The sequence below is a fragment of the Granulicella sp. S156 genome, assembly GCF_009766105.1.
GTDB lineage: Bacteria > Acidobacteriota > Terriglobia > Terriglobales > Acidobacteriaceae > Granulicella.
Genome location: NZ_LMUH01000013.1, coordinates 613991 through 624388 on the forward strand (window position 1 = coordinate 613991; position 10398 = coordinate 624388).

Below are 10398 nucleotides of genomic sequence, written 5' to 3' on the forward strand. Positions count from 1 at the left end.
CATGCCGCGACTCCTGCTGATCAAACTCGGCGCGATCGGCGACGTCGTTATGGCCATTCCCGGTGCGTATGCCATGCACCGGAAGGGCTACGAAGTCGACTGGGTCTGCGGTGAGGTCGTTGCACCCATCCTGCGGCTATATCCGTGGATCAACGTGATCCCGGCCGACGAAAAAAAACTGCTGCATAGCGGCAAGGTTACGAGCCTTCGGACGCTGGTCGCGCTGTGGCGCGCGCTTGCGGGCCGCAAGTATGACATCTGTGCAACGCTCTACTATGACGCTCGCTACAAGCTTCTCGCGGTGCCCATTCACGCGCAGTGGAAGGTGATGCTCACGAAGGACAGCCGAGTTAGACAGCTGCTTCCGGGCCGCCATCACGCAGACGAATATGCACGCATCCTGCTTGCGCAGATTCCTGTGGAGTATGCCAATGGTGAGACTCCTTCGCAGCTAGCGCCCATTCGTGCAGAAGGACTTACTCCGAGCTCACGCAGAGCTGGCCACCCCCGCATTGTGCTGGTCCCCGCAGGCGCGCGTAACGCCATGCGCGACGATGGTCTGCGGCGCTGGCCTGCGGAAAACTATGCTGAACTCGCTGCTGCTCTTATCGCTCGCGGTTATGAGGTCATCCTCGCCGGCGGTCCCGACGATAGCTGGGTTTCATCGTTCTTTGATGCGCTCTCCCTTACTAACTTCATTGGGAAATACTCGCTCGTAGAGACTATTGCCCTGCTCGATTCTGCCGATGTGACGGTGACGCACGACACCGGGCCGCTGCACCTCGCTGGCATTACAAACACGGCGATCGTCGCGATCTTCGGTCCCACCGACCCGCGCGGACGCCTTCCGCAGCGCTCCAACTGTGTTGCCCTGTGGGGCGGTGAAGGCTTCGCCTGTCGACCCTGCTACGACGGCCGCGACTACGCCCCCTGCGAGCACAACGGCTGCATGCATCAGATCACACCTGCGATGGTATTCGGCGAAATCGAAACGCTGCTAACCGCCAGACGCGAGGGACGCGATCTGCTGCCTCGCGTCCGTACGCCCAAACACACGCCGGTGCCCGCTCTTACCCAGCTCGAAGGAACACGCTCATGACCTCGCTCTCCAATGCCCGCGCACTGTTCCTCGACCGCGATGGGGTGATCAATCAAGAAGTTGGCTATCTGCATCGGCCCGAAGATGTTCGCTGGGTTGAGGGCATTGTGCCGCTCTGCCGCAGGGCTCAGTCACTAGGCTACAAATTGGTGGTGGTGACGAACCAGGCCGGCATCGCACGCGGCTACTACACGTCGCAGCAGTTCGAAGACCTGATGACATGGATGCGCGCGGAGCTGGCTCGCGAGGGCATCACACTCGATGCGGTATATCACTGCCCGTATCACCCGGAGCATGGCATCGGCGAGTACAAGCGCGAGCACGAAGATCGCAAGCCGGGCCCCGGAATGCTGCTGCGTGCGGCTCGTGATCTGGGGATTGATCTCTCGCAATCGGTCATGATCGGCGATCGCTGCTCGGATATTGCGGCCGCTAACACCGCTGGGTTGAGACAGGCATTTCTTATGCGTGGGACGGAAGACGGGGAGTGTTCCGGAGACTACGTTGCCATTGACGCCCTGGACGAAGTCGAAAAATGGCTGGCAGGCAGTCTTTCTGTTTGAGAGCCCGCAAGTCGGCCATGCGAAGGTTTCCGCATCGAAGATCTCGACAACCAGTTATAGTCAGTACAAGCCCCAAAAGCTCAATACAGCCCTGTATGACAAACGCGCATCCTATAGAAATATAGCGCGGCTCGTAGATGGCGCTGGCAAGCGCGAATTACTGTAAACTCCAGTTCAATAGGGACTTACAGCTTAGGGGCGATGTTGTTCAATCGTTTGATTTCAGTAGTCATCAAATAACCATGGGCTCAGCCGGCAAGGTTGGCTAGCCTCTGTGAACGATTATCGGCACGGGCATGGCAGGCAGATTTTGCAGAAAGCCGTACGAGACCAAAGCAGCAAACGCCAGGAGCGAATTAAAGTATGCCGCTTGAGATGTACTCCTACAAACCGGAATCCGCGGCCATAGACGGCCGGGTGTTTGCTTTCCCCGAGATCGGCACCGCTGATGGCGGCGATCTCACACGGTTCGAGCACGGACCGCAGCAAGCCTTTGGCTATAGTGTGCTCAAGCGTGGCCTGGACATCCTGTTAGTGCTGCTGGCTTCACCCATTCTGCTGCCCCTCGTCGGCATTATCGCGTTGGCTGTCCGGTTGAGTTCGCCAGGACCCATCTTCTTTTCGCATCGCCGTATTCGCGCCCAGGGTGGCTTCTTTTCCATGTGGAAGTTCCGCACCATGTGCATCGACTCTGCCGAACTCCTGGAAGCCTATCTTCACGAGAACCCCGACGCCAACGCGGAATGGCGCAAGTCTCGCAAGCTCAAGAACGATCCCCGGGTGACCCGCGTCGGCAATTTTCTGCGCCGCACCAGCCTGGACGAGGTCCCGCAGCTCTGGAATGTCTTTAGCGGCAGCATGAGCCTGGTTGGACCGCGCCCCATCGTCGCCGCCGAGGTCGAGAAGTATGGCAAGTTCTTCGGTGACTACTGCCTCGTCAAGCCTGGCATTACAGGTCTTTGGCAGGTATCCGGGCGCAGCCGGACGACGTACCAGCAGCGCATCCAGTTGGATAGCCGCTACGTTCACTGCTGGAGCTTCCTGGGAGATCTCAAGATTCTCTTCAAGACCTTCTCCACGGTAATGCATCAAGACGGCGCCTACTAAAGCGACCCACTAAAATCAACTCATGCAGCGCGGGAACCAGCGAAATCGCCAACTCGACCTCTGGGTCGGCACGCCGCTGCTGAACCTCCTTGCCAGCTTTCGCCGCCGCCGTGCGCAGCCGCCATCCAGCCTGCAGCGTATCGGCGTGGTTTGCTCGCCTGCGCTGGGCGACACGCTGCTGTTCTCCGGTCCGTTGCAGGACCTGCGGGCTGCTCTGCCGCAGGCGCATATCGTGCATCTTTGCATGAAGCAGAACCTCGCCGCCGCCGAGATCATTCCAGGAGCGGATAAGCGTGTCCTCATTGATCTGACAAGACCGTTGGAGACGATCCGCCGCATTCGCGCACAGAAGTTCGACCTGCTTCTGGACTTCACCAGCTGGCAGCGTCTGACGGCCTTCTACACGATGCTCTCAGGAGCGCGCTTCACCGCAGGCTTCCGCACTCCAGGACAGCATCGCAGCCGTGGATACGATCGCGTGGTGGACCACACAGCCCATCGCCATGAGCTCGACAACCTGCGGGCACTACTGGCTGAAAGCAGCATCCTACCGCCCATACCTGTTCCTCATGCTCCCGCTGTGGTGGTCTCTGCAGCCGGTCCCGCACTGTTGTTGGGGGAACGTGATCTCGTCGCCTTTCATCCCTGGGCTTCAGGGCAGAACTCCTGGCTGCGTGAGTGGCCGGAGGACCGCTGGATCGAGCTTGCCCAGCGGCTGTCGCGACCGGAGACGCTGTTTGTCGTCACGGGGGCGCCATCGGATCTGCCGCGTATCAACCCTTTCGTCGAACGACTGCGATCCGCTGGTCTGCGCGCCGAGCCGTTTGTCAGCCCGGATGGTTTTCTATCGCTCACCCATCTCTTGCGTCGCGCCCGGCTCGTTGTCAGCGTGAACACCGGGGTCATGCACCTGGCAGCGATCGCCGGTGCGCCGACGGTTTCGCTGAATGGTCCGACCGCCGAACATCGCTGGGGAGCGCGCGGCCGCTGCTGCGCGAACGTGCAGCCTGCGGATGGCAGCGGTGGCTATCTACACCTGGGCTTCGAGTTCAAAGGCCAGCCGAAAGACGTGATCGAGCGCATCACTGTGGAACAGGTAGCCGCCGCCGCCGAGGCTCTGACGGCCCACTGCGGCAGTTTCGTTCAGGAGGTCCACTGATGCAGAACATGCGCGATCTCCTGCGTGATTCGCTGGGCCGTAGCCTGCGCGATCTGCCCGACGAAGACCGCCTTGCCGCCGCCTGGCCTGTGGCCTGTGGTGCTGTGCTGGCCGGCCATGGTGAGGTCCTGCATCTCGATGCGGAGCGCATGCTGCACGTGCGCGTCGCTGGCTCCGAGTGGATGAAACAGTTCCAGCACATGCGCTCGGCGCTCGCCAACGATCTGGCCCGCATCGCCGGGGTACGCTTCAACGGGATACACTTCGAAGAGAAGGGAATTGCGCGGCCCTGGCCACGCATCACCTCCCCAAAGTCCCCGAAGGAGTAGACGATGAGTCAGGCAGCGCCCCCCGAGGCCGCCGGTGTATCACTAGCCGAGGTTCAGCATGTCGCCGATCTCGCCAACCTTGAGCTCACTGCCCAGGAGCTTCCGCGCATGGCGCGCGACCTGAACGCGATCCTCGGACATATTGCAGAGTTGAGCGAACTCGACACCACCAACGTTCCGCCCATGGCGCAGGTCGCTGAGATGCTCGGCATAACCCCTGCCACGCACGGCGAATCGCTGCGTGTCGACGCGGTGAAACCTTCAGTTGACCGCACCGCCGTCATGGCCGAAGCCCCCGAGACCGATGGACGCTTCTTCAAGGTTCCGAAGGTCATTGAACGATAAAGAAAAATAAGCAGAAACGTAATAGATAAGCAGAAACGCAATAAGGAGAGCCACGTACCCCATGGCCGAAGCACTGCAACTTGAAACTCTCTCGCTCTCCGCAGCTCGCACAGCTGTCGTCGAGGGCCGCGTCTCCGCCGCAGCGCTTGCCGCTGAGCACTACGAGCGCATCGCAACCGTCGATCCTCAGATCAACAGCTATCTCGCTCTGAGCCGCGAGCGCGCCATGGCCCAGGCCGAGCGTGTGGACACCGCGGCGAAGACCGGTGAATCGCTGGGGCCGCTGGCCGGCGTCCCCATTGGTATCAAGGATGTGCTGGCGATGCGCGGCGCTCCCGCGACCGCCGGTTCCCTCATCCTCAAGGGTTACCATCCGCCCTACGACGCCACCGTCGTTGCGAAGCTCGAAGCGGCCGGTGCCGTGCTGCTCGGTAAGCTCAACTGCGACGAGTTCGCGATGGGCTCCTCGAACGAGAACTCTGCCTATGGTCCGGTCCACAATCCTCGTGCGCTCGATCGCGTTCCCGGCGGATCGTCCGGTGGCTCCGCGGCTTCTGTTGCCGCGGGTCTGTGCGTGGCATCGCTCGGCACCGATACTGGTGGCTCCATCCGCCAGCCGGCAGCCTTCTGTGGAGTCGTCGGGGTGTTGCCGACCTACGGCCGCGTCTCGCGCTACGGTCTCATCGCATTCGCTTCCTCGCTCGACCGTGTCGGTCCTTTCACGCGCTCGGTTGCCGATGCGGCGACCATGCTCGAAGTGCTCGCCGGGCCCGACAATCTGGATGCCACGTCCTCCACACAGCCCGTCGCCAACTACAGTGCCGAAGCCGCGAAGCCGGTTGCGGGTCTCCGCATCGGCGTTCCCGAGGAGTACTTCGGCGAAGGCCTCGATCCGGAGATTCGCGCCGCCATCGAAAAGGTGCTCGACGATCTGGGTGCCGCCGGTTGCAGCATCCACAAGGTCTCACTGCCGCACACACGCTACGCCGTGCCGACCTACTATGTGATCGCAACAGCCGAGGCCAGCTCCAACCTCTCGCGCTTCGATGGCGTTCGCTACGGCCTGCGTGCGGAAGATGCCAACACACTGGCCGCGATGTTCCGCAAGTCGCGCGACGAGGGCTTCGGCGCCGAGGTCAAGCGCCGCATTCTGCTCGGCACCTATGCACTCTCAGCGGGCTACTACGACGCGTACTACCGTAAAGCACAGCAGGTCCGCACGCTGCTGACGCGCGACTTCCTCACCGCCTTCGCGCAGGTCGATGCCATCGTTTGCCCGGTGACTCCGACACCCGCCTTCAAGCTCGGCGAGAAGACCGACGACCCGATCCAGATGTACCTCGAGGACATCTACTCGGTGGCGGCATCGCTGGCAGGTATCTGCGGCATGAGCGTGCCCTGCGGAACGACGCAGGCCGGGCTGCCGATCGGCGTGCAGATTCTCGGCAAGCACTTCGACGAGGGAACCATGCTGCGCGTTGGAACTGCCGTGGAAGTGGCGCAGGCGGGTCGTTAGAGCGGCTACACGTTAGATATATCCGAGAATGTTTGTTTTTTACGTCACCTCAGAGCTGTCATCCTGAGCGAAGTCGAAGGACCCCGAAGCCTTATACTTCGCCGATAAAGTCTGCACCTTTTCCACCTCGAACACCCTGCCTCAGACTCTTCGGTTGAAAAGAGTCAAGGGCACAGAGGGGAAAATAGCTGCATCGGGGTCCTTCGGCTTCGCTCAGGATGACAAATTTTTGGTGGATCAAACAAGAGCAGATTTGTGGTGGGAGCCTGTAAGTATGCGTCGTCTTCTCTATATTGCTGCGTCCCTCGCCATCACTCTCCACGCAACGGCCCAGCAATCGACCACGCCCGCAACAATACCTCCCGTCACGCAATCGATCACCGTTACCGCCGATCGCGGCCTCGTGGGCATCAACGACTCTGCGACCAGCACAGCGATCCTCTCGCAGCAACAGCTCGAGCAGGCCCCCGGACTTGCGCTCGACGACAGTCTCCACTCCGTCGCGGGCTTTCAGCTCTTTCGTCGCACAAGCTCCTGGACTGCGAACCCTACCTCGCAAGGCCTCAGCCTGCGCGGGCTTGGCAGCACCGGCGCGAGCCGCACCCTGGTGGTCAGCGACCAGGTGCCGCTCACCGACCCCTTCGGCGGCTGGGTGCATTGGAACGAGACACCCGAGCTGGCCATCCAGCAGGTACAACTTCTGCGTGGCGGCTCTGCCGATCTGTACGGCTCCAGCGCCATCGGCGGAGTCATCGATGTGGTGCCCGTCGAGCCGCTTCAGGGACACCCCTTCCTCTTCTCGGCGGACGCCTTGGGTGCGACCGAAAACACCGGTGTGGGAGACGCTCTGCTGGCCACCGCAACCCGTCGCATCGCGGCTCTGGCAGCCTTCAGCATGGTCGATAACGGCGGCTACATCACAACGGCTCCCGCCCTTCGCGGCTCGGTCGATATTCCTACCAACGTTGTCAGCGAGAGCGGCCGCTTTGAACTGCGGACACCCGCAGAGCTGCACGGCATCGACGCGTTTCTGCGCGGCAATGTAATGAACGAATCGCGCATCAATGGAACGCCGTTGCAGACCAATGCCGCGCGCCTCTGGCGTTATATCGGCGGGGCTGACTCCGACTCCAGCTTCGGGCATGGAGTGCTGCGGGTGTACGGTTCGCGCGAGGGCTATCGCCAGGGATTTTCCTCCATCGCCACGGATCGCGACTCCGAAAAGCTCACCAAGCTGCAACACGTCCCCACGGACGAGTTCGGCTTCGCGCTGCAAGGCTCACGAACTCTGCCGCGCGCTGTTACAGCGGCTCTCGGTCTCGATCTGCGCGACATCCGCTCGACCGACGATGAGTTGGCGACCGCGACCTCAGTCACTACCAGCACCAGCGCTCGCCAGCGTGAGACGGGCGGCTATGCGGATGCCGTCTGGCAGCCGCGCAACTGGCTGCTCTCGGGTTCCATTCGCGTCGACTCCTTTCGCACCTTCGATGGGCGGCAGACGCTTTCGAATGCACCACGAGTCACGCCACAGCCCGAGATCGACGAGCTTGTCGCCAGCCCTCGCCTCGGTCTGGTGCGGCAGCTCCCCCATGGAATCGCGCTCACGGCAACGGCCTTCCGCGCCTTTCGCGGGCCGACGCTGAACGAGCTCTATCGCACCAGTCAGGTAGGCCAGCAGACCACACTGGCCAACTCGTCACTGCTCGCCGAGCGCGCTACAGGCTTTGAATTCGGTGGCAACTTTACTTTGAGACATCTCGGCAGTCTGCGTTCCACCTACTTCTGGACCGAGGTCAATCGGCCGATCTCTGCTGTTCTGCTCAGCCAGACTGCAACCACGCAGACGCTGCAACGCCAGAATCTCGGCCAGATTCGCAGCCGCGGCATGATGCTCGAAGCGCAGTCCGAACGCTGGCACGGCCTCGACACCACCTTCGGCTATCAACTCGCCGTGGCGACGGTTACGGCCTTCAACTCCAGCAGCCCTGCGCAGACCAACCTTACGGGCAAATGGATTCCAGAGGTCCCGCGCGAATCCGTTACGGCAACCGCGAACTACGCCGCCTCTCACATCGCCAACTTCCACCTCATCGCCAGCTACACCGGGCAGGAGTTCGACGATGCCCAGAACCAATTCCTGCTGCATCCTTACGCACGCTTCGATCTCTCAGCGGACCGTAACCTCATCCATGGCCTGTCGATCTTTGCCGGTGCGCAGAACCTTCTGAACCGCAGCATCGACGCCGGCCGTACGCCGATCCTGACCCTAGCCCCACCCCGCCTGGTGCAGGCAGGACTTCGCTACAACCTCAGCCGCTGACGGACTGGCAACGACGCGAGCGGATTGTTGTTGCCGTTGTCTTTGCTGTTGCTATTGTTTTTGCGTTGCTGTTGTTCTTGTTTTTCTGGTTTGTCATTCCGAGCGCAGCGAGCGAACCTGCTGTCTCCCGCTTTTTGCCCGTGTGAGCGCAAAAGTTATGCGCCAATACAAGCTGTGTCCTTCCAGTTCTGGCTTACATGTTTTTGGGTAATGCGAACGAAGAACGGGAGAAAGCAGGTTCGCTCGCTGCGCTCGGAATGACAAACCAGAAAAACAACGACAAACCCCTTTGTCGCGGCGATATATTCCTGCTCAACCCACAATCCCACCGCTTACCCAACCCCTCCCGAAAAGTTGCGCGCAACCCCTCGCCGCAACCTGCGTTTATCTGAATGCACGGCAGTTATGAAGGCAGTGCAGGAGGCACATCATGACGCTATCAAACATCACCGCGAAGCTCACTTCCATGAAGTCCAGCACAGTCCGAATCCTCGCAGCGGCAACGCTGGCAGGTGCAACCCTCATCGCAGCGGCCCCCGCTGCTCAGGCTCAACGTATCGTCGTCGGCATCGGTGCCCCCGGGTACTATGCTCCGGCTCCCCCCGTAGTCTACGGTTACGGCTACCCCGGCTACTATGGCCCTCGCTACTACGGCTATGGCTATGGCTACGGCTGGCGTGGTGGCTACGGTCGTGGTTACTACGGCCACGGCTACTATGGTCGCGGTGGGTATGGCCGCGGCTTCCGTCGCTAACTCATTGACGTTCGCGAGGCCGCCCCTTCCTGGGGCGGCCTTGTCGTTAAAGTAGCCCGTGTCATATTCTGGCGCGTCCGGTCAGACAGATTATGCGATACCATTCTCTACACTATGGATCGTCGCGATTTACTCAAGCTCTCCCCCCTCGCCCTCGCCTCCACCATCGGCCATATCGCTTTAGCCGAATCCCCCACGCCTGCTGCCACGGAGGCGCTCTTCAACGTCCGCACCTATGGCGCGACGGGAGACGGCAAGACAGTAGACACACCCGCGATCAATAAGGCCATTGGGTCCGTCGCAGCCGCTGGCGGAGGCACGCTGATTTTCCCGGCAGGGACCTATGTATGCTTCACAATCCATCTGCGCAGCAACGTCGATTTCTATCTCTCGCGCGGCTGCACCATCCTCGCCGCCGACTCCCCCAGGCCCGGTGAGGCTACCGGCTATAACGGTGGCACGTACGACGCAGCCGAACCCAACGCGCCCTGGGAGAGCTACCAGGACTACGGCCACAACCACTGGCGCAACTCGCTCTTCTACGGCGAGAACATCGACAACTTCTCCGTCCTTGGCCCGGGCCTCATCCACGGTGCTGGTCTCTCCTGCGGTGCGAACGCGCGCGAGGCTCAGCTCAAGGAGCTCTCGCCGCGTGGCCCCGGTACCCGCTTCGTCGCCGAGCAGGCTGGTGTCGGCAACAAGACCTTCGCGCTCAAAAACTGCCACAACGTTCTTCTGCGCGATTTCTCGGTTATCAAGGGCGGTCACTTCGCTGTGCTTGCTACCGGCGTCGACAACCTCACCCTCGACAACCTGCTGATCGACACCGACCGGGACGGCTTCGACATCGATTGCTGCCGCAACGTGCGTGTCACCAACTGCACGGTCAACTCGCCCTGGGACGACGCTATCTGCCCGAAGTCCAGTTACGCTCTGGGCTACGCGCGCTCTACGGACAACGTGACCATTGCAAATTGTTTTGTGAGCGGAAGCTATGAGCTCGGCACTGTGATCGCCGGGACCTGGAAGAAGTTTCCTGACACGGTAAAGGTCACGCGCAACGGCCGCATCAAGTGCGGCACGGAGTCCAACGGCGGCTTCCGCAATATCACCATCTCGAACTGTGTCTGCGAGGGCTCTAAAGGAATCTCCCTGGAGACCAGCGACGGCGCTCTGCTCGAAGACATCGCCATCTCCAACATC

At 61.3% G+C, this 10398-nt stretch carries 10 protein-coding genes; all 10 read left to right on the forward strand.

Annotated features, from left to right (window positions below):
• Nucleotide 1 precedes the first annotated feature (1 nt).
• Nucleotides 2-1099 carry a glycosyltransferase family 9 protein gene (locus GSQ91_RS12530; protein WP_158821879.1) on the forward strand — a complete coding sequence of 366 codons (1098 nt, stop codon included), beginning with the start codon at nucleotides 2-4 and terminating at the stop codon, nucleotides 1097-1099.
• A complete protein-coding gene (locus tag GSQ91_RS12535; RefSeq protein ID WP_158821881.1) occupies nucleotides 1096-1662 on the forward strand; it encodes a D-glycero-beta-D-manno-heptose 1,7-bisphosphate 7-phosphatase in 567 nt (188 codons plus the stop codon). The genes GSQ91_RS12530 and GSQ91_RS12535 overlap by 4 nt, the downstream gene beginning before the upstream one ends.
• Nucleotides 1663-2025: 363 nt before the next feature.
• Complete coding sequence (locus GSQ91_RS12540; protein WP_158821883.1) at nucleotides 2026-2769, forward strand: sugar transferase; 744 nt, start codon at nucleotides 2026-2028, stop codon at nucleotides 2767-2769.
• Between the two features lie 22 nt (nucleotides 2770-2791).
• Nucleotides 2792-3928 carry a glycosyltransferase family 9 protein gene (locus GSQ91_RS12545; protein WP_158821885.1) on the forward strand — a complete coding sequence of 379 codons (1137 nt, stop codon included), beginning with the start codon at nucleotides 2792-2794 and terminating at the stop codon, nucleotides 3926-3928.
• A complete protein-coding gene (locus GSQ91_RS12550; RefSeq protein WP_158821887.1) occupies nucleotides 3928-4257 on the forward strand; it encodes a DciA family protein in 330 nt (109 codons plus the stop codon). Before GSQ91_RS12545 ends, GSQ91_RS12550 begins: the two co-directional genes overlap by 1 nt.
• Nucleotides 4258-4260: 3 nt before the next feature.
• Nucleotides 4261-4602, forward strand: coding sequence for an Asp-tRNA(Asn)/Glu-tRNA(Gln) amidotransferase subunit GatC (gatC, locus tag GSQ91_RS12555; protein WP_158821889.1), 342 nt, complete (start codon nucleotides 4261-4263; stop codon nucleotides 4600-4602).
• A 61-nt stretch (nucleotides 4603-4663) separates the two neighbouring features.
• A complete protein-coding gene (gene gatA / locus GSQ91_RS12560; RefSeq protein WP_158821891.1) occupies nucleotides 4664-6118 on the forward strand; it encodes an Asp-tRNA(Asn)/Glu-tRNA(Gln) amidotransferase subunit GatA in 1455 nt (484 codons plus the stop codon).
• Between the two features lie 274 nt (nucleotides 6119-6392).
• Nucleotides 6393-8441 (forward strand): TonB-dependent receptor, encoded by a 2049-nt coding sequence (locus GSQ91_RS12565; protein WP_158821893.1) that lies wholly within the window; start codon nucleotides 6393-6395, stop codon nucleotides 8439-8441.
• Between the two features lie 430 nt (nucleotides 8442-8871).
• Nucleotides 8872-9195, forward strand: a complete 324-nt coding sequence (locus GSQ91_RS25695; RefSeq protein ID WP_216845206.1) for a hypothetical protein — start codon at nucleotides 8872-8874, stop codon at nucleotides 9193-9195.
• A 114-nt stretch (nucleotides 9196-9309) separates the two neighbouring features.
• A partial coding sequence (locus tag GSQ91_RS12575) for a glycoside hydrolase family 28 protein (protein ID WP_174240680.1) occupies nucleotides 9310-10398 on the forward strand: 1089 nt, incomplete at its 3' end.